This is a genomic window from Stenotrophomonas sp. (assembly GCF_059505245.1).
In genome coordinates this window covers 1-17,903 of the sequence record NZ_JCACKF010000047.1, presented here as the reverse complement: position 1 = coordinate 17,903, position 17,903 = coordinate 1, and the positions used below count along the sequence as shown (strand labels likewise).

The following is a 17,903-nucleotide window of genomic DNA, read 5'->3' as shown; positions in this document are numbered from 1 at the left end:
CTTGGATGCCGTGGCGGAGCCTAGAGGGACGTAGTTGCGGCTTTGCCTGCCCGGCCTGCCCCTTCCCCCTCTCGCTCAGCAGCAACGAGGCGCCGGAAGAACCCCCCGATGAACCGTCCCAACAGGACGACCCACCCCCCGGTCGGGTACGATGCTCGCCCCCCGTTCGGGACGCTGTACGCAATGAGCAAGAACAACGAAAAGGCCGCCCCGCAGGGCGACGTGACCCAGGACCAGGCCGAGGATGCCGTGCGCACCCTGCTGCGCTGGGCCGGTGAGGACCCGTCCCGCGAAGGCCTGCTGGATACCCCCCGCCGTGTCGCCGAAGCCTATGGCGACTGGTTCAGCGGTTACCGCGACGACCCGCGCGCCTACATGGAGCGGACCTTCGAGGAAGTGGCCGGCTACGACGAACTGATCGTCCTGCGTGACATCGAGTACGAAAGCCACTGCGAGCACCACATGGCGCCGATCATCGGCCGCGTCCACGTCGGCTACCTGCCGGCCGGCAAGGTGGTGGGCATCAGCAAGCTGGCCCGCGTCGTCGAAGCCTACGCCCGCCGTTTCCAGGTGCAGGAGAAGATGACCGCGCAGATCGCCCAGTGCATCCAGGATGTGCTGCAGCCGATCGGCGTCGGTGTGGTCGTCGAAGGTGCCCACGAATGCATGACCACCCGCGGCATCCACAAGCGCGGCGTCAGCATGGTCACCTCGAAGATGCTGGGCAGCTTCCGCGACGACGCGCGTACCCGCGCCGAGTTCCTGCGCTTCATCGAAGTGGGCGGCAAGCGCTGAGCCGCTTGACCGCACTGCGCCGGCCTCTGCGGGCCGGCATGCCCACGGCTGCCCGCGCGGCCGCCGCGGGCGGCTGCTCGTCCCCGCCAGCCCTCATGACTCCTTTCGCTGCATGAAGCACCGCGAACGCATCTCCCGTTACCGCCATCTGCGCGAACAGCCCCAGTGGAAGCTGCTTGCCGCCGACCACGCCCCGGAAATCATCGGCCTGCTGCAGGGGCTGCTGATGGACGGCGAGCGCACGCTGCCGTCGTCGGTGCTCAACGAGCGCCTGCAGCGTGCGCTGGACCAGCTCAACGGCGACGAACTGTCGCGTGAGCTGCCGCGTACCGCGCAGGCCTACATCGCGCACTGGCTGGCCCAGGGCTGGCTGGAACGCCGCCTGCCCGAAGGCGCCGACCAGGAGCAGTACGAGCTGTCGACTGCGGCACTGCAGGCCATCCGCTTCGCCGATGGTCTTGAGCAGGCCCGCGTGGCCGCCACCGAAAGCCGCCTGGCGCTGGTCATCGAACAGCTCTCGCAGTTGGCCGCGCAGACCGAGTCCGACCCGGATGCACGCCTGTCAGCACTGCGCGACGAGCGCGACCGCATCGACGCCGAGATCGCCCGCGTCGGTGCCGGACGTGTGATCGCGCTGGATGGCAAGCGCGCGCTGGAGCGTGCGCGCCAGATCATCGGCCTGGCCGACGAGCTGACCGAGGATTTCCGTCGGGTGCGCGACGATTTCGAGCAGCTCAACCGCGACTTCCGCGAACGCATCATCGACGACGAGGGCGAGCGCGGCGATGTGCTGTCGCAGCTGTTCGAAGGCGTGGATGTGATCGGCGAGAGCGATGCCGGTCGCAGCTTCCAGGCCTTCTGGCGCCTGCTCAACGACGCCGAACAGAGCGCCCAGCTCGATGCCGCGCTGGAAGCGGTGCTGGCGCGTGGCTTCGCCCGCCGCCTGGACCGCAACGAACGCAACTTCCTGCGCGGCTTCACCAGCACCATGCTCGAGCGCGGTGGCCAGGTGCACGACGTGCTGCAGAACTTCGCGCGCAGCCTGCGTGGCTTCGTGCAGAGCCGTGGCTATCTGGAACAGCGCCGCCTCAACCAGCTGCTGAAGCAGGCGCAATCCGAAGCGCTGTCACTGCGTGACGAATTCCCCGCACAACGCGGCATCGGCCGCGACCTGCAGCTGACCACCAGCCGCCTGCGCTCGTGGTCGCAGTGGAAGCTGCACGATCCGCGCAGCGCCCAGGTCGATGGCAACGTCGAGTACAACGACGCCGCAGCCATCAGCCTGGAGAGCGTCGGTGATCTGGTCGCTTCGTCTGAAATCGACTTCCGCACCCTGCGCCGCGACCTGCACGACCTGCTCGATGCACAGCCGCGGCTCAGCATCGCCCAGGCACTGTCGCAGCGCGAAGCACCGCAGGGTCTTGGCAGCGTCATCGGCTACCTGTCGCTGGGCACGCGCTTCGGCAACGTGATCGCTGGTGAGCAGGAGCTTGCCGAATGGCGTGGTGGCGACGGCCAGGTCCGTCGCGCCCGCATCCCGCTGGTTTGGTTCACCCAGGAGAGACGCCATGAGCTGGCATGAAGATCCCATCGACGCACCGCAGGCCGACGTGGCGGAAGACGCCTACGAAGCCGAACCGGTGGCGGCCGTGGCGCAGCCCCGCCGTGGCAATGACGTGTATTACCTCGGCGACACCGGGCGCCTGCCGCTGGATGCACGCCGCGCGCTGTGCCAGCTGCTGATCGGCCCCAGCATCGACCAGCTGCGCCACGCCAAGCTGTGGCCGGCACTGATCCGCAGCGAGGCGGCCATCCGCTCCTCGCTGGCGGACCTGTTCCTGGAACTGGTGCTCGACCGTGACAGCGGCGTGGCCTTCACCCGCCAGGCCGATACCGAAGACGTGGATGCGCCGGTGCTGCTGCGCACCTCGCCGCTGACCTTCATCGATTCGGTGCTGCTGCTGTACCTGCGCCAGCAGCTGGCCGAGGCCGATGCGCGCGGCAACCGCGCGGTGGTCGCCGACGCCGAGATGGCCGAAGCGCTGGCCATCTACGAGAAGAACCTGTCCACCGACCGCGCCGGCTTCAACCGCCGTGTCGCCTCGGCGGTGCAGAAGATGAAGGACAACCACATCCTGACCCGCCTCAGCGGCCAGGAAGACCGCCACGAAGTCTCGCCGGCGCTGAAGCTGCTGTTCTCCGCCGAAGACGTATCCCAGCTTTCGGCGGTCTACCGCCAGCTGCGTGAAACCCCGGCCGCCGAGGCCTGAGAGACCCGACCATCGCATGGCTATCTCCAAGCACACTCCCGCCCTGTTCAACGAAGGCCTGCCGGACCCGCGCCTGCAGCAGTTCCGCATGCGTCGCCTGCAGGTACACAACTGGGGCACGTTCAACGGACTGACCGAAGTACCGATCGCCGAGCGTGGCTTCCTGTTCGTCGGCCGTTCCGGCTCGGGCAAGTCGACCCTGCTCGATGCCATGTCCGCGCTGCTGACGCCGCCGGCCATCGTCGATTTCAACGCCGCCGCGCGCGAAGCCGAGCGCAGTGGCCGCGACCGCAACCTGGTGTCCTACGTGCGTGGCGCGTGGGCCGACCAGCAGGACAGCGGCACCGGCGAAATCGCCACCCAGTACCTTCGCAAGGGCGCGACCTGGACTGCGCTGGTGCTGGAGTACCGCGCCGGCGATGGCCGCGTGGTCAGCCTGGTGCGCCTGCTGTGGATCTCCGGTAACGGAACCTCGGCCGGTGACGTGCGCAAGCACTACATGATCGCCGAGCGTCCGTTTGACATCGCCAAGGATCTTGGCGGCTTCGACCTGGACCTGCGCAAGCTCAAGCAGAAGTTGTCTGATCTGCACCACTTCGACACCTTCTCCGGCTACGCCGAGCGCTTCCGCGACCTGCTCGGCATCGACAACGAGATGGCGCTGCGCCTGCTGCACAAGACGCAGTCGGCGAAGAACCTGGGCGACCTCAACGTCTTCCTGCGCGACTTCATGCTCGACACGCCGAAGACCTTCGACGCCGCCGAGCGCCTGGTCAGCGACTTCGCCGAACTCGATGGCGCGCACCAGGCCGTGGTCACCGCCCGCCGCCAGGTGGAGACCCTGCTGCCGGCACGCGCCTACTACAACGACCTGAAGGAAATGCACCGCCGGCGCGGCGACGACGAAGCCCTCAAGCTTGGCGTCGACAGCTTCCGTGAAAGCCGCCGCCAGGCGCTGATCGAGGCGCGCCTGCGCGAGATGGACGTGCGTGACCGTGGCCTGCTCGGGGAAGAAGCCCAGCGCCGTGCCGCACTGGACAACCACACCGAGCGCCTGGCCGAACTGGAACTGCAGCGTCGCCAGCAGGGCGGTGAGCGCATCGAGGAACTGGAACGCGAGCAGGGCCGCGCCGAAGCCGAGCGTGACCGCCGCCAAGCCAAGCGCGAGCAGGCAAGCCTGGCCGCGCAGCAGCTGGGGGCTGAACTTCCGGACGACGCACACGGCTTCGCCGAGCTGGTCGAGCGTGCGCAGAACGAACTGCAGGACCGCCAGCGTGCCTCTTCGGCGCTGGACGATGCGATCAGCGATCGCCTGGGTGGCAAGCGCGATGACGAGCGCCGTTTCGGCGAAGTCCGTGCGGAACTCGAAGCGATGCAGCGCACGCCCTCCAACATCCCGGCGCCGATGCAGAAGCTGCGCGCGCGCCTGGCCGAGGAAACCGGCATTGCCGAGGCGGCGCTGCCGTTCGTCGGCGAGCTGATCCAGGTCCGCTCGGAAGAGCAGGGCTGGCAGGGTGCCATCGAGCGTGTGCTGGGTGGCTTCGCGCTGTCGCTGCTGGTCGATGACAAGCACTACAACGACGTCGCCGAGTGGGTGAATCGCACTCACCTGGGCATGCGCTTCACCTACTACCGTGTGCGCCGCAACGATGACGCGTTCGCGCGCGAGCCGTCGGCGAAGTCGCTGCTGCACAAGCTGGAGCTGCGCGAGCACGTATTCGAAAGCTGGCTGCGCCGTGAGCTCGGCAAGCGCTTCGACTACGAGTGCGTGGATGCCAAGCAGCTGCGCAACGTCGACCGCGGCATCACCCGCGAAGGCCAGGTCAAGCATCCCGGCGACCGCTTCGAGAAGGACGACCGCAGTGCGGTGGGCGACCGCCGTCGCTGGATCCTCGGCTTCAACAACCACGACAAGGTGGGCGCCTTCGAGCGCGAAGCCCAGGAACTGGCCAAGCGCATCGCCAGCTGCGAGACCGACATCGCGCGCCTGCGCGGCCAGCGTGACCGCGACAACGAGCGCCGGCTGGCCTGCCACGAGCTGGTCAGCATCAGCTGGAACGAGATCGACATCGCCGCCCCGCAGCAGCGGCTGAGCGATATCGAGGCCACCCTGCGCGACCTGCGCGAAGGCAATGCCGACCTCGCCAGGCTGGCCAAGCAGATCGACGCCGTGCGCGCCGACATCGAGCAGGCCCGCCGCACCTATGAAGACGTCCGCGTCGAGCGCGGCCAGCTGGTCAAGGAACGCGATCGCCTCGACCGCGCGCGACAGCAGAGCCGTGCGCTGGTGTTGCCGAGCCTGGCCCAGGAGCAGGAAGCCGGGCTCGCCGAGCGCCTGCAGGAGCAGGGCCCGCTCAGCCTGGAAACGCTGGAGGCGCACATGCGCCAGGTCAGCAACGCGCTGAACGAGCAGCTGTCGTCCTCGCAGCAGGACCTCAACCGCATCGAGAACCAGCTGATCGGCTGCTTCCGTCGCTTCATCCAGCAGTGGCCGGAGGAATCGGGCGACTTCACCGTATCGGTGGCCTCGGCCGAGGATTTCCTTGCCCGCCTCGAGCGCCTGGAGCGCGACGGCCTGCCGCAGCACGAAGAGCGCTTCTTCGACCTGCTGCAGAACCAGAGCAAGAACAACCTGCTGGCCCTGCAGCGCCACAGCGCCGAGGCCCGCAAGTCGATCGGCCAGCGCCTGGACGAAGTGAACGCCAGCCTGGAGCAGGTGCCGTTCAACCGTGGCACGCTGCTGACCATCGAACTGAGCGACCGCCGCCTGCCGGAAGTCGGCGAGTTCCACCTGCAGCTGCGCGAGGTGCTGGCGCAGCAGCAGACCGAGCAGCGCGAGCTGGCCGAATCGCAGTTCACCGTGCTGCGCCAGCTGGTCAACCGCCTGGGTTCGCAGGAAGGCGAGGACAAGCGCTGGCGCGAGCTGGTGCTGGACGTACGCATGCACGTGGAGTTCATCGGCGTCGAGCTGGATGCGGAAACGCGCCAGCAGGTCGAGATCTACCGTAGTGGCGCGGGCAAGTCCGGTGGCCAGCGCCAGAAACTGGCCACCACCTGCCTGGCTGCGGCACTGCGCTACCAGCTCGGCGGCGCCGACAGCCAGCTGCCCAGCTACGCCGCCGTCGTGCTCGACGAAGCCTTCGACAAGGCCGACAACGAGTTCACCGCGCTGGCGATGAACATCTTCGACAACTTCGGTTTCCAGATGGTGGTCGCCACCCCGCTGAAGTCGGTGATGACACTGGAGCCGTTCATCGGTGGCGCCTGCTTCGTCGAGATCAGCGGCCGCCACGACTCCGGCGTGCTGCTGATCGAGTACGACGAAGAAGGCAAGCGCCTGAAGCTGCCCGAGCGCAGCCGCCAGCAGGCCAACGAACCGGAAGAAGCCGAAGCCTGACCCGGTCGATTGAATGGGGATGCCGGCCAGCGGCCGGCATTACCCATGGGGGGGTTCACGACCCGATCGGATGGGGATGCCGGCCAGCGGCCGGCACTACCCATGGGCAGCGTTCATGACCCGGTAGTGCCGGCCGCTGGCCGGCAACCGCATTCACGCACCGCGGAAGGTATCCCACGCCATCCGCGCGATCAGTACCACCACCAGCCCCACGAACAACTTGCGGATGAACGGCGTGCCGCCCTTCAACGCCAGGCGCGTGCCCACCACCGAGCCGATGATGTTGGCCGCCGCCATCGGTAGCGCGAACAGCCACAGGATGTTGCCGGTCGGTACGAAGAACGAGATCGCTGCAACATTCGTCGCCAGGTTCACCACCTTCGACGCCGCTGACGCACGCAGGAAATCCAGGCCGAAGAAGCGCACGAACAGGAAGATCAGGAAGCTGCCGGTGCCCGGCCCGAAAAAGCCGTCGTAGAAGCCGATCGCCGCACCGATCGCCAGCGCGATCGCCAGTTCGCGGCGGCCGATCTCCTGCGGCCGGTGCAACGCGCCAAAGTCCTTCTTCCACAACGTGTAGGCCAGCATCGCGATCAGCAGCACCAGCACCAGTGGGCGCACCGCGTCCTTGGGCAGCAGGCTCACCGCGGTGGCCCCGGCGAAGGAGAAGATGAAGGCGGTACCGGCCGCGAACAGTACCGGCTTCCACGGGAAGCGCACGTTGCGCGCATAGCGCCAGGCGGCCGCACCGGTACCGAACATCGAACTGAACTTGTTGGTGCCGAACAGCATCGCCGGCGTCTGCTGCGGCAGCACCGTGAACAGGCCGGGCAGCTGCACCAGGCCACCGCCACCGACGGCGGCATCCACAAGGCCGGCGATGAAGGCGATCACCACCAGCCACCACAACTCAGGGGGAACCAGTTCCAGCACGGCGATCAATCAAGGAGGGGGCGCGACAGCATACGCCTGTCCTGCTCCGGGCGACTGCGGCCCCGCGTGGATCAATCCCGGCAACCCGGCGACAATGCCGGCATGAGCCGAAAACCCGCCGATCCCTGCCCCTGTGGCCTTCCCGCCGACTATGCTGCCTGCTGTGGCCGTTTCCATGCCGGTGAAGCCGCGCCTGATGCAGAGCACCTGATGCGTTCGCGCTACAGCGCCTATGTGCGTGGCCTGGCTGACTACCTGCGCCAGTCCTGGCATCCGGACACGCGTCCGGCCGAGCTGTCGCTGGACGATGCCCCCGGCCAGCGCACCCATTGGCTGGGCCTGACCGTGCACGAGCACACCATCACTGGTGCTGACAGCGCCGAAGTCCGCTTCACCGCGCGCTACCGCATCGGCGGCGGCAGCGCGGTGAGGATGACCGAGCACAGCCGCTTCCAACGCATCGACGGCCGCTGGTACTACCTCGACGCGGTCTGAGCACTACGCGCCGTGCGCTGCCAGAACGCGCTGGCCGCCGTGCGCGCGCACCTGGTTGCGGCCCCCGTCCTTGGCCACATACAGGGCCTGGTCGGCGGCCTTGACCACGGCCATCGGCCGCGGATCCACGCAGCTGTCGGCCAGCCCGATGCTCACCGTCACCTGCACCACCTGGCCGCTGCCACCGCGTCCGCGCCGCTGGCGGCCGGCTTCGTCGTCACGGCTGCGGGTGCTGCGGTCGCGAAGCTGCATGCGGGTGTCCTCGATGCTCTGCCGCAATGCTTCCACGGCATCGACACAGGCTGCCGCCGGCCGGTCCAGGAACACCACCGCGAACTCCTCGCCGCCATAGCGGAACGCACGGCCACCGTCGCCCACCCGCGCCAGCCGCGACGCCACCAGGCGCAGCACATCGTCGCCGGTGTCGTGACCATGGGTGTCGTTGAATGACTTGAAGTGGTCAACGTCCACCATCGCGATGCTGTAGGTACCGCGTGCCCGCTGCAGGGTCTCGTTGAACGCCCGTCGCCCCGGCAGGCCGGTCAGCTCATCGCGGAAGGCCATGTGGAAGGATTCCTGCAGCATCGCGCCCAGCATCAGCAGCAGGGCGGCACTGCTCAGCGCCGGCAGCAGCACCGGCTGCAGGAAGATCCGCGGCAGCATCCACCACAGGCACAGCAGGGCCAGCAGCATTGCCGTGTGCAGTGGCCGCGGATGCCGCCACGCCTGCCAGCCCAATGCTGCGGTCGCCAGCAGGAACAGCAGCGCCGGCAACTGCGCCAACGCGTTCCAGTTGGCGGGAATCCAGGCCCAGTGACGGTTCGACAGCAGATCGTGCATCCCCTGCGGCTGCTGTGCCGCCAGCAGCAGGAAGATCATCAGCGCCGCGCCGCACACTACGCTGCGCAGCAGCAGGTCCTGGCGTCGGCGTCCGCGTTCCGGCCATAGTGCCAGTCCGGCGAACAGCAGCGGCACCCACGCCGAGATCGCGTGGAAGCGCAGCGGGGTCAGGGCGTCGACATGGCCGCTGCGCAGGTAGCCACCGACGTCCCGGTGCAGCAGGGCGAATACCACCGCCACCACCAGCAGCAGGCACAACGTGCGCATCTGGTGGTAGAGCAGGGCCAGGCCTGCACCGAGACAGGCCAGCAGCCAGGGCAGGATGCGCTGCGCCGGGCTGGCGACATCCTCGGTGCCCAGCGCCATCCACAGCACCAGGACGACCAGCACGGCGGGCAGCACGAACAGGTAATGCGCAGGCTGGCGGAGCGGATGCAGGGGCACGCGGTAAGTCCAGTGCGGTGACGATGCGGCCGCAACATTGCCGTTAGCGGCGTCCCCACGCGCTTCTTGAATGCGCGTGCCCGCTGTCATGTGAACGTGGTGATGTGGTGCCATGACGTTGCGCTCACCGTCCTGCGCCGATGCTTCCGGCATGGACAGCGTACCCACCGCCGTCGCTGCCCCGCAGCGCGATCTCGCCCGCCGCTTTGCACAGGTGCGGGCGCGCAGCCTGCAGCTGGCCGCGCCGCTCAGTGCCGAGGACGCCATGCTGCAGAGCATGGCCGACGCCAGTCCCAGCAAGTGGCACCTGGCCCATACCACCTGGTTTTTCGAACGCTTCGTGCTGGCCGGTTTCGCCACCACGCCCGCGCATGACCCGGCCTGGGACTATCTGTTCAACAGCTATTACAAGAGCATCGGCCCGGCGCATGCGCGGCCGCAACGCGGTCTGCTGTCGCGGCCCTCGCTGCAGCAGGTGCGCGACTACCGGCAACAGGTCGACATGCAGGTGCAGTCACGGCTGGCGGCCGGTGACCTCGACGCGCAGGCGCTGCACCACCTGCAGTTGGGGCTGCAGCACGAACAACAGCACCAGGAACTGTTGCTGACCGACATCAAGCATGCGTTCTGGTGCAATCCACTGCAGCCACCGTATCGCGAGGACCTGCGGCCCGGCGCCAGCACCGCCACGGCGCAGGGCTGGATCGAATCGCCCGAACGCATCGTCACCGTCGGTGCCGCGGCATGGCCCCGGCACGCCGCCTTCGCCTACGACAACGAATCGCCGCCACACCGTGTGCTGCTGCCCGCGCATGCCTTGGCCGAACGCCCCGTCAGCAATGCCGAGTACCGCAGCTTCATCGAGGCGGGGGGCTACCGCGAGCCGCGCTGGTGGCTCAGCGAAGGTTGGGCGCTGCGTGAAGCCGAAGGCTGGCAGCACCCCCTGTACTGGGATGATGCCCTGCAGCGGGAGTACACGCTGGGTGGTTGGCGCGAGCTGGATCCGCATGCGCCGGTCTGCCACCTCAGCTACTACGAGGCCGACGCCTGCGCCCGCTGGGCCGGTGCGCGCCTGCCCAGCGAGTTCGAGTGGGAAGCGGCCGCCGCGTCGCAGCCCCTGCGCGGTCATTTCGCCGATGACGATCACCTGCACCCGCAGGCAGCCGGGGGCAGTGGGCTGCGGCAGCTGTTCGGTGATGTCTGGGAATGGACCGCCAGCGCCTATGGTGCCTACCCGGGCTTCCGCTCTTTTGACGGCAACCTCGGCGAATACAACGGCAAGTTCATGTGCGGGCAATGGGTGCTGCGCGGCGGCAGCTGTGCCACGCCCCGTGGCCATGTGCGCGCCAGCTACCGCAATTTCTTCATGCCGCCGGCGCGCTGGCAGTTCTCCGGACTGCGCCTGGCCAGGGACCTCATATGAGCACGGTGCATGACGCGCTGCAGGCGCTGACCGACCTGACCCCCAGCCGCCAGCAGATCCTGGCCGATGCGCTGGCCGGTCTGTCATGCGCATCGCGGCAGCTGCCTTCCAAGTACTTCTACGATGCCCGCGGCTCGCGTCTGTTTGAACAGATCACCCAGACCCGCGAGTACTACCCCACGCGCACCGAGCTGGCGCTGCTGGCGCGGGTGCTGCCCGATATCGCGCGCGTGGTCGGCCCGCGCCTGCATGTGGTGGAGCTGGGCAGCGGCAGTGGCCGCAAGACCGCGTTGCTGCTGGCCGCGCTGCAGGATCCGGTGGCCTATACGCCGATCGAGATCTCGCGGGCCGCACTGCTGTCCAGCATCGACCACCTGGCGCCGGCGCTGCCCGAGGTCGAGATGCTGCCGGTCTGCGCGGACTTCACCCGCGCCGTCGCCGTGCCCATGCCCGAACGCGAACCCGCGCGACGGCTGCTGTTCTTCCCCGGTTCCACATTGGGCAATTTCGCCGAAGCGGAGGCCGTCGCCCTGCTGCGGGCGATGCGCCAGACGATGGGCCGCGACGGCCTGGCCCTGATCGGCATCGACCTGCACAAGGACACGGCGCTGATCGAAGCGGCCTACAACGATGCGCAGGGCGTCACTGCGGCATTCACCCTCAATCTGCTGGCCCGCCTCAACCGCGAGATCGGAAGCGATTTCGATCTCGATGGATTCCGCCACCGCGCCCGTTACAACACCGCGCGGCTGCGCATCGAAACCGACCTGGTCAGCCAGTGGCCGCAGGACGTCCACCTCGGTGGCCGCACCTTCCACTTTGCTGCCGGTGAACCCATCCGCGTCGAGTACAGCCACAAGTACACCGATGACAGCTTCGAGGCGCTGTTGCAGCAGGCGGGCCTGCAGGTCGCACAGCGTTGGGATGCCGAAAGTCCCGCCTATGGCCTGCGCCTGCTGCGCGTTGCCTAGGGGGGACGGCCAGCCGGTGCCCCTTCAGGTTCGGCCGCACTGCTGCCCCTAAGATGGCCGTGCAACGGCACGGAGGACGCCATGCCCATTCTGACCACGCTCGGCCTGGCGGCCGCCCTCGCGTCGACCCCGACGCTGCCTGCGGCCCCCGCCGCCAGCAACGATCCGGCGTTCAGCCGCTGCCTGGCGGGCCTGCAGGCCACCGCCGCAACCCAGGGCATCGGCGCCGACCGTTTCAACGAGATCACCACCGGGCTCACGCCGGACCCGAGCGTGCTCGGACTGCTGGACGCACAGCCGGAATTCACCACGCCGATCTGGGATTACCTGGCCGCGCTGGTCGACCGCCAGCGCGTCGATGATGGCCGCACCCTGCTGCAGCAACATCGCGATCTGCTCGATCGCGTCTCCGCGCAGTATGGCGTCGACCCGGCCACCATCGTCGCGGTCTGGGGGGTGGAGAGCGACTATGGCCGCGTCTTCGGCAAGCGCCCGCTGCTGCAGTCGCTGGCCACGCTGTCCTGCGCCGGCCGCCGCCAGGCCTTCTTCCGTGGCGAACTGCTGGCGCTGCTCAAGCTGATCGACCGCGGCGACCTGCAGGCCCAGGGGCTCACCGGTTCCTGGGCCGGCGCCTTCGGGCATACGCAGTTCATGCCCAGCACCTACGCACGTATCGCGGTCGATGGTGATGGCGATGGCCGCCGCGATCTGGTCGGCAGCATTCCCGACGCGCTGGCGTCCACCGCCAACTACCTCAAGCGTGCGGGTTGGCGCAGTGGCGAACCGTGGGGCATGGAGGTCCGTGTTCCCCCCGGTTTCAATGCCAGCCAGGCGGGCCGCACCCAACGTCGAGCCCTCGCCGATTGGCGCGTGCAGGGCGTGACCGCGCTGGATGGCAGCGCGCTGGTGCCGCCCAATCTGCCGGCCGACGCGCGCGCCGCCCTGCTGCTGCCGGCCGGCATCAAGGGCCCGGCGCTGCTGGTGTTCCGCAACTACGATGCGATCTACAGCTACAACGCCGCCGAAAGCTATGCACTGGCCATCGCCACGCTGGCCGACCAGCTGCGTGGCGGCACCGGCCTGGCCACCGCGTGGCCGACCGATGATCCCGGCATCGGCCGCGATGAACGCCGCCAGCTGCAGACCCTGCTGCTGGCCCGCGGCCACGACATCGGCAGCGCCGACGGCATGATCGGCACCGCCACGCGCCGCGCGATCCAGGCCGAGCAGCAGCGCCTCGGCTGGGCCAATGCGGATGGGCGCGCCGGCCAGCGCATCCTGCGCGCGTTGCAGCAGGAGGCAGCCGCAGGGACGCCTGCCACCCGCTAGACCTTGCCGATCACAGGCTGGCCGCGACATCATCGCCGCGGTCTTCAAGGAGCGTCATAGCATGCAGTCGAACCCGGACATCAGCACCGGCCTGTACCACGGGCTCGAGGCCTGGCAGATACGCACGCCCAGCGCCACCGCGGTCATCAGCGTGTTCGGCGGACAGCTGCTGTCGTTCATCCCGGAGGGGCAGCCGGACCTGTTGTGGCTGTCGCCAAAACGGGCCGGGCTGCCCACGCCGATCCGGGGTGGCGTTCCAGTGTGCTGGCCGTGGTTCGGTCGCCAGGGCCAGGGTGATGACGTGCCGGCACACGGCCTGGTACGCACCGCGCGCTGGGAGCTGCTGCAGGCCCGCCAGGACGATGACGCTGAACTGGAGCTGCAGCTGGCGCCCCTGTCGATTGCCGAGTGTGGCCTGCGCCTGCAGATGCAGCTGCGCATCGGTCGCCAGTTGCGCCAGCAGTTGACCACCGAGAACACCGGCCCGTCCCCGATGACCTTCACCCAAGCCCTGCACAGCTACTTCCGGGTGGGCGATGCCCGTCGTGTCGAGGTTGATGGCCTCGATGGCCTGCACTATCTGGACAAGTACGAGGATTACACGCAGCTGCGCCGGCAGCAGGGGCCCTGGTCGCTGCGTGACCCGCGCGATCCGGGGCGCAGCGACCGCATCTATACCGGTGCCGGTGGCCACTACGTGCTTCGCGATCCCGTCCTGCAGCGGCGGATCGAGATCCGCAGCGAAGGCAGCCAGACCCTGGTGGCGTGGAATCCGGGCGCGGAGGCGGCGGCGAAGATGGCCGATGTCGGCGACGGTTGGCACGATTACGTGTGCCTGGAAGTAGCCAATGCCGGGCCGGAGCAGATTGCCCTTGCACCCGGCGCGCGCCACCAGCTGGTGCAGGTACTGGCCAGTGAACCGCTGCAGGCCGTGGCGGGGTGTTCGGAGTAACCATGGGATCGACAGGAATGGATGGCATGCAGGACGCACAGTGGTGGTACGCCAACAGCAAGCAGAGCGAAGGGCCGGTGGACCTGGCCGGGCTGCGCCGTCTGCAGCAGGACGGCACGGTAACCGCCCGTACGCTGATGTGGCGGGAAGGAATGGCATCGTGGCGGCCGCTGGCCGAGCTGGATCCTTCGGTGGCGCCGATGGATCCGACCCCGCCGTCGATTGAACCGGCGCAGGCCGTCAGCGCCAGCGGCGCATCGACCGCTGATCCGTCCGACCCCTATCGTGCGCCGGCAGCTTCGCCGGTGGCCGCGACCGCGCCGCAGCTGGAAGGCGACATCGCCTTGTACGCCGCCGTGGTCGGCGGCAACTTCCCGATCTATCGACAGCGCTGGCGGCTCGACCAGGGCATTGCCGACGGCAACGGCACCTGGCACTGGCCGGCGTTCCTGATCGGCGTGATCTGGATGGTGTACCGCAGGATGTACCGGCTGGCGGCGATCTGGGCCGGCGTGCTGGTGTTCTTCAGCATCGCCGAGGCGTTGCTGGGCGTTCCGGAAGGCGTGTCGACGGTCATCACCCTCGTCATCAACATCACCGCCGCGGTGTATGCCAACCGCTGGTACCTGGCGCATTGCCAGCGTGAGATCGCCCGAGCGCGCGCGTTGGTGGGAGATGACGAGGCGCGCCTGCGCAGCGAGCTGGCCAGACGGGGTGACACCAATGCACTGGCGGCGGCGGTGGTGGCCATCGCCGTCGTTGCGGTGATGCTGGTGGGGCAGGCGCTGGCAGGCTGAGGCCGGGAAGGCTTCAGATCCAGCGGTGGCTGCCGCTACCGCGGGATCATCCTGGGCAAGGAATCGCCGACATGAATCATCTGGATACTCCGCCGGTTTCCCCGGCGGATGACAATCCCTATCTTGCGCCCGCCACAGAGGTGGACGACGCGCCCCCTCCGTCCGACGCGGACTACCTGAACCTCCTCGTCGGCCCCAACGCGGCGCTCTATCGCCAGCGCTGGCACCTGGGCAGCCCGGTGCCGAAGCCGCCGCGACCGTGGCACTGGCCCGCCTTCCTGGTGCCGACGTACTGGCTGCTGCACCGGAAGATGTACCTGGCAGCCATCCTCTTCGAGCTGGTCCTGATCGGCATCGCGCTGCTGGCGGCCCGCGCCAACCCGCTGCTCACGGTGGCGTTGCTGGCGGTGCCTCGGTTCGCCATCGCGGTGACCGCCAATACCCTGTACCTGCGCTACTGCACGCGACTGCTGGGCAAAGTGAAGGCTGCCCACGCCGGGCAGCACAACCGCATCCGTGCCGAACTGCAGCGTCGTGGCGGCACCAGCGTGTGGGCGGTGGTGATCGGCATGGCGGCCAACGCGGTGATCAATACCGTCGCCCGCATGGCGGCCTGATCATGCTGGCCTGATAGGGTTGCTCAGGCCGCTGTCCGTGCCCGCAACACCAGCAGGCACAGTGCACCGGCCAGCAGTCCCCAGAACGCCGAACCGATCCCGGCCAGGGAGACCCCCGAGGCGGTGACCAGGAAGGTGACGAGTGCAGCCTCGCGGTCGCGCTCCACCGCCAGGGCGCTGGCCAGGCTGTTGCCGATGGTGCCGAACAGCGCGATACCGGCCACGCAGGCCACCAGCTCCCTGGGGAAGGCCGCGAACAGTGCGGCCACCGTGGCGCCGAACAGCCCGATGACAATGTAGAAGGCGCCGGCCGCCATCGCTGCGGTGTAGCGGCACGCCGGATCCTCGTGCGCATCGCGGCCCATGCAGATGGCGGCGGTGATCGCCGCCAGGTTCAGTGCATACGCACCGAACGGCGCCAGCAGCGTATTGACTACACCGATCCAGCCGATCAACGGCGACACCGGGGCGTCATAGCCGGACGCGCGCATCACCGCCACACCGGGAATGTTCTGCGAGGCCATGGTGACCACGAACAGGGGCAGGGCAATGCCGGCCACGGCGGTCCACGACAGCGAGGGCGTCACCCACTGCGGGATCGCCAGTTGCAGATGCACCTGCTGGGCGTGCAGCAGGCCACGGCTCGCGGCGACGGCGATGCCGACCAGCAACGTGGCGATCACCGCATAGCGCGGGAACAGCCGGCGCCCGGCCAGCCAGGTGGCGAACATTGCCAGCGCGAGCACCAGCTGGGTGTTCATGGCGACGAACACATCCAGCCCGAAGCGCAGCAGCACACCGGCCAGCATGCCGGCGGCCAGCGCCATCGGTACCCGTTGCATCAGTCGCGCGAAGACCCCCGACAAACCCGCAAGCAGGCCCAGCACGGCGGCCAGCAGGAATGCGCCCGTGGCCTCGGAGAGCGAAGCACCGCCGGCACCCACCACCAGCATCGCTGCACCCGGGGTCGACCACGCTGTCACCACTGGCACCCGATAGCGCAGCGACAGGCCAATGCAGGTCACGCCCATGCCCAGCCCCAGCGCCCACATCCAGGAGGCGATCTGCGCCTGGTCGGCACCGACGGCCTGTGCCGCCTGGAACACGATCACGGCCGAGCTGGCGAAGCCCACCAGTACCGTAATGAAGCCAGCCACGATTGCCGGCATCGAAAGATCGCGCCACCACGCGCGCCGCACCTGCATGCTCATTGTCCTGTCTCCACTGTGCATCCCTGCATTGATAAGGGTTGCGGCGTTGACCGCGCAACGCGCGGGCAACGCCGCAGTGATCTTCGAGCGTACGTCATGCGTGATGGCGCGGTGCTTCTGTCATCACGCTGCAAAAAAGCCTTGACGAAATCCGCAGGATCTCTAGAATTCGCTCCCTTGCTGCAGCGCATCGCTTCCCCGGAAACGACACGCGAACAGCGACGCCACCACCGACGAACGAGTTGATCGAACGAAGGTGTTGACGGACTCGAAAAGTCCGGCATAATAGGCGGCTCGCAACGACGAAAGGCCCTCGGGCCCAACGACGAAGCAGCATCGGCAACAACGTCCACTCCGGTGAGACGGCCTTGAAAAAAGGTGTTGACGAAGCGGAAAAGCCGGCTATAATGGGCGGCTCGCTACGAAGGAAACTTCGCAGCACACGGGAACGGCGCTGAGGCCACTTCCCCGGATCTTTGAAAGTATGCGCAGGTATCTTGTGAAGGCGCCTGCAGGAAGGATGATTGTCCATCTTGCAGACGTTTGATCAAGCAACTATTAATTGTTTTAAAGCAAGCGATACGTTGCCAGAATCAATCATCTGCAGCTTTAAATTTTGATCTTCGGATCATGTAGTTTTAAGTGAAGAGTTTGATCCTGGCTCAGAGTGAACGCTGGCGGTAGGCCTAACACATGCAAGTCGAACGGCAGCACAGGAGAGCTTGCTCTCTGGGTGGCGAGTGGCGGACGGGTGAGGAATACATCGGAATCTACTCTGTCGTGGGGGATAACGTAGGGAAACTTACGCTAATACCGCATACGACCTACGGGTGAAAGCAGGGGATCTTCGGACCTTGCGCGATTGAATGAGCCGATGTCGGATTAGCTAGTTGGCGGGGTAAAGGCCCACCAAGGCGACGATCCGTAGCTGGTCTGAGAGGATGATCAGCCACACTGGAACTGAGACACGGTCCAGACTCCTACGGGAGGCAGCAGTGGGGAATATTGGACAATGGGCGCAAGCCTGATCCAGCCATGCCGCGTGAGTGATGAAGGCCTTAGGGTTGTAAAGCTCTTTCACCGGAGAAGATAATGACGGTATCCGGAGAAGAAGCCCCGGCTAACTTCGTGCCAGCAGCCGCGGTAATACGAAGGGGGCTAGCGTTGCTCGGAATCACTGGGCGTAAAGGGTGCGTAGGCGGGTTTTTAAGTCAGAGGTGAAATCCTGGAGCTCAACTCCAGAACTGCCTTTGATACTGGAAATCTTGAGTATGGGAGAGGTGAGTGGAACTGCGAGTGTAGAGGTGAAATTCGTAGATATTCGCAAGAACACCAGTGGCGAAGGCGGCTCACTGGCCCATAACTGACGCTGAGGCACGAAAGCGTGGGGAGCAAACAGGATTAGATACCCTGGTAGTCCACGCCCTAA

The 17,903-nt window shown here is 67.3% G+C and carries 14 protein-coding genes and 1 rRNA gene; 12 read left to right on the top strand and 3 right to left on the bottom strand.

Annotation, left to right across the window (positions count from 1 at the left end):
• Nucleotides 1–183: 183 nt before the first annotated feature.
• The 4 genes from folE (at nucleotide 184) to AC5JLE_RS19035 (ending at nucleotide 6,462) form a co-directional block, all read left to right on the top strand.
• A complete protein-coding gene (folE, locus tag AC5JLE_RS19050) occupies nucleotides 184–795 on the top strand; it encodes a GTP cyclohydrolase I FolE (RefSeq protein ID WP_004141296.1) in 612 nt (203 codons plus the stop codon).
• Nucleotides 796–907: 112 nt separating this feature from the next.
• On the top strand, nucleotides 908–2,377 hold the full coding sequence (locus AC5JLE_RS19045) for a DUF3375 domain-containing protein (RefSeq protein ID WP_049405561.1): 1,470 nt from the start codon (nucleotides 908–910) through the stop codon (nucleotides 2,375–2,377).
• Nucleotides 2,364–3,065, top strand: coding sequence for a DUF4194 domain-containing protein (locus tag AC5JLE_RS19040; protein ID WP_005421303.1), 702 nt, complete (start codon nucleotides 2,364–2,366; stop codon nucleotides 3,063–3,065). The genes AC5JLE_RS19045 and AC5JLE_RS19040 overlap by 14 nt, the downstream gene beginning before the upstream one ends.
• 16 nt (nucleotides 3,066–3,081) lie before the next feature.
• Nucleotides 3,082–6,462 (top strand): ATP-binding protein, encoded by a 3,381-nt coding sequence (locus AC5JLE_RS19035; protein ID WP_142235478.1) that lies wholly within the window; start codon nucleotides 3,082–3,084, stop codon nucleotides 6,460–6,462.
• Between the two features lie 153 nt (nucleotides 6,463–6,615).
• On the opposite strand, the gene AC5JLE_RS19030 is transcribed toward AC5JLE_RS19035, so the two are convergent.
• Complete coding sequence (locus AC5JLE_RS19030; protein WP_032960169.1) at nucleotides 6,616–7,395, bottom strand: sulfite exporter TauE/SafE family protein; 780 nt, start codon at nucleotides 7,393–7,395, stop codon at nucleotides 6,616–6,618.
• Between the two features lie 102 nt (nucleotides 7,396–7,497).
• Between AC5JLE_RS19030 and AC5JLE_RS19025 the strand changes: the two genes are divergently transcribed.
• A complete protein-coding gene (locus tag AC5JLE_RS19025) occupies nucleotides 7,498–7,890 on the top strand; it encodes a YchJ family protein (protein WP_032960150.1) in 393 nt (130 codons plus the stop codon).
• A gap of 3 nt (nucleotides 7,891–7,893) precedes the next feature.
• Here AC5JLE_RS19025 and AC5JLE_RS19020 read toward each other — a convergent pair whose 3' ends face one another.
• Nucleotides 7,894–9,174, bottom strand: a complete 1,281-nt coding sequence (locus AC5JLE_RS19020) for a GGDEF domain-containing protein (RefSeq protein ID WP_049405563.1) — start codon at nucleotides 9,172–9,174, stop codon at nucleotides 7,894–7,896.
• Between the two features lie 151 nt (nucleotides 9,175–9,325).
• Here AC5JLE_RS19020 and egtB point away from each other — a divergent pair, with 151 nt between their 5' ends.
• From egtB to AC5JLE_RS18990, 6 genes are all read left to right on the top strand, one after another.
• Nucleotides 9,326–10,597, top strand: a complete 1,272-nt coding sequence (egtB, locus tag AC5JLE_RS19015) for an ergothioneine biosynthesis protein EgtB (protein ID WP_262217516.1) — start codon at nucleotides 9,326–9,328, stop codon at nucleotides 10,595–10,597.
• A complete protein-coding gene (gene egtD, locus AC5JLE_RS19010; RefSeq protein WP_049405566.1) occupies nucleotides 10,594–11,568 on the top strand; it encodes an L-histidine N(alpha)-methyltransferase in 975 nt (324 codons plus the stop codon). The genes egtB and egtD overlap by 4 nt, the downstream gene beginning before the upstream one ends.
• 81 nt (nucleotides 11,569–11,649) lie before the next feature.
• A complete protein-coding gene (locus AC5JLE_RS19005) occupies nucleotides 11,650–12,897 on the top strand; it encodes a lytic murein transglycosylase (protein WP_032960158.1) in 1,248 nt (415 codons plus the stop codon).
• A 61-nt stretch (nucleotides 12,898–12,958) separates the two neighbouring features.
• Complete coding sequence (locus tag AC5JLE_RS19000) at nucleotides 12,959–13,849, top strand: D-hexose-6-phosphate mutarotase (RefSeq protein ID WP_164167610.1); 891 nt, start codon at nucleotides 12,959–12,961, stop codon at nucleotides 13,847–13,849.
• Between the two features lie 26 nt (nucleotides 13,850–13,875).
• Complete coding sequence (locus tag AC5JLE_RS18995; RefSeq protein ID WP_032960164.1) at nucleotides 13,876–14,646, top strand: GYF domain-containing protein; 771 nt, start codon at nucleotides 13,876–13,878, stop codon at nucleotides 14,644–14,646.
• Nucleotides 14,647–14,717: 71 nt separating this feature from the next.
• On the top strand, nucleotides 14,718–15,263 hold the full coding sequence (locus tag AC5JLE_RS18990) for a DUF2628 domain-containing protein (protein WP_164167608.1): 546 nt from the start codon (nucleotides 14,718–14,720) through the stop codon (nucleotides 15,261–15,263).
• Between the two features lie 23 nt (nucleotides 15,264–15,286).
• Here AC5JLE_RS18990 and AC5JLE_RS18985 read toward each other — a convergent pair whose 3' ends face one another.
• On the bottom strand, nucleotides 15,287–16,474 hold the full coding sequence (locus tag AC5JLE_RS18985) for a benzoate/H(+) symporter BenE family transporter (protein ID WP_496065544.1): 1,188 nt from the start codon (nucleotides 16,472–16,474) through the stop codon (nucleotides 15,287–15,289).
• Nucleotides 16,475–17,113: 639 nt separating this feature from the next.
• Between AC5JLE_RS18985 and AC5JLE_RS18980 the strand changes: the two genes are divergently transcribed.
• A 16S ribosomal RNA gene (locus AC5JLE_RS18980) occupies nucleotides 17,114–17,903 on the top strand; the annotation flags it as partial.

Excerpts from the sequence above, each read along its gene's own strand:
- egtB (WP_262217516.1), top strand. The coding sequence starts at position 9,326 with ATGGACAGCGTACCCACCGCCGTCGCTGCCCCGCAGCGCGATCTCGCC.
- egtD (WP_049405566.1), top strand. The coding sequence starts at position 10,594 with ATGAGCACGGTGCATGACGCGCTGCAGGCGCTGACCGACCTGACCCCC.
- AC5JLE_RS19025 (WP_032960150.1), top strand. The coding sequence starts at position 7,498 with ATGAGCCGAAAACCCGCCGATCCCTGCCCCTGTGGCCTTCCCGCCGAC.
- AC5JLE_RS18995 (WP_032960164.1), top strand. The coding sequence starts at position 13,876 with ATGCAGGACGCACAGTGGTGGTACGCCAACAGCAAGCAGAGCGAAGGG.
- AC5JLE_RS18990 (WP_164167608.1), top strand. The coding sequence starts at position 14,718 with ATGAATCATCTGGATACTCCGCCGGTTTCCCCGGCGGATGACAATCCC.
- AC5JLE_RS19035 (WP_142235478.1), top strand. The coding sequence starts at position 3,082 with ATGGCTATCTCCAAGCACACTCCCGCCCTGTTCAACGAAGGCCTGCCG.
- AC5JLE_RS19000 (WP_164167610.1), top strand. The coding sequence starts at position 12,959 with ATGCAGTCGAACCCGGACATCAGCACCGGCCTGTACCACGGGCTCGAG.
- AC5JLE_RS19045 (WP_049405561.1), top strand. The coding sequence starts at position 908 with ATGAAGCACCGCGAACGCATCTCCCGTTACCGCCATCTGCGCGAACAG.
- AC5JLE_RS19005 (WP_032960158.1), top strand. The coding sequence starts at position 11,650 with ATGCCCATTCTGACCACGCTCGGCCTGGCGGCCGCCCTCGCGTCGACC.
- AC5JLE_RS19040 (WP_005421303.1), top strand. The coding sequence starts at position 2,364 with ATGAGCTGGCATGAAGATCCCATCGACGCACCGCAGGCCGACGTGGCG.
- folE (WP_004141296.1), top strand. The coding sequence starts at position 184 with ATGAGCAAGAACAACGAAAAGGCCGCCCCGCAGGGCGACGTGACCCAG.
- AC5JLE_RS18985 (WP_496065544.1), bottom strand. The coding sequence starts at position 16,474 with ATGAGCATGCAGGTGCGGCGCGCGTGGTGGCGCGATCTTTCGATGCCG.